Source organism: Kitasatospora nipponensis (genome assembly GCF_039528135.1).
GTDB classification, from domain to species: Bacteria; Actinomycetota; Actinomycetes; order Streptomycetales; family Streptomycetaceae; genus Kitasatospora; species Kitasatospora nipponensis.
Genome location: NZ_BAAALF010000789.1, coordinates 1 through 658, shown reverse-complemented (window position 1 = coordinate 658; position 658 = coordinate 1). Strand labels below are relative to the sequence as shown.

Here is a 658-nt window from a genome sequence, read left to right as displayed (position 1 = left end):
GGCCCGAGCGAGCGGGCCGGGTTGACCGAGGTGCCGGTCAGCGGGATGCCGACCAGGTGCACCACCGCCAGCGCCATCCCGATCGGCAGGCCGTCGAAGCCCGTGACGGCCAAGCGGTGGGTGACCGAGAGGACCACGTAGACCAGCAGGAAGGTCAGCAGCACCTCGGTCAGGAAGGCGCCGAACAGGTTGATGTGCGCCTCGGACCGGTCGCCCCAGCCGTTGCTGCCGAGCTTGCCGCTGGTCTGCAGCCCGGGGACCTGCTTGGCCAGCAGCAGCACCAGCGCCGCACCGACGATCCCGCCGAGGAACTGCGCGACCCAGTACGAGACCGCCGTCCGGCCGTCGATCCGGCGCGCCAGCAGGAAGCCGAGCGTGACCGCCGGATTGACGTGGCAACCGGAGATCGGACCGAGCGCGTACGCCAGGGCGAGCAGCACGAAGCCGAACGCCAACGCGATCCCCAGGGTGCCGATCCACTGACCGGCCACCACCGCCGCACCGACCGCGAAGAGCACCAGTAGCAGCGTGCCGAGGAATTCACTGATCACCGCGCGCTTTTCCATCTGTCCGTCCCTCCTGGAATGCCGAATGGATCAACCCCTTCCACCCTTCCGGCGGAGCCGGACCTCCGCACGGCGAACCGGCACCCCGTCCC

1 protein-coding gene is annotated in these 658 nt (G+C 69.9%); it reads right to left on the bottom strand.

Annotated elements, in window-relative coordinates:
* On the bottom strand, positions 1–566 hold a 566-nt coding region (locus ABD323_RS43355), incomplete at its 3' end, for an MIP/aquaporin family protein (protein WP_344447524.1).
* Between the last annotated feature and the right edge of the window lie 92 nt (positions 567–658).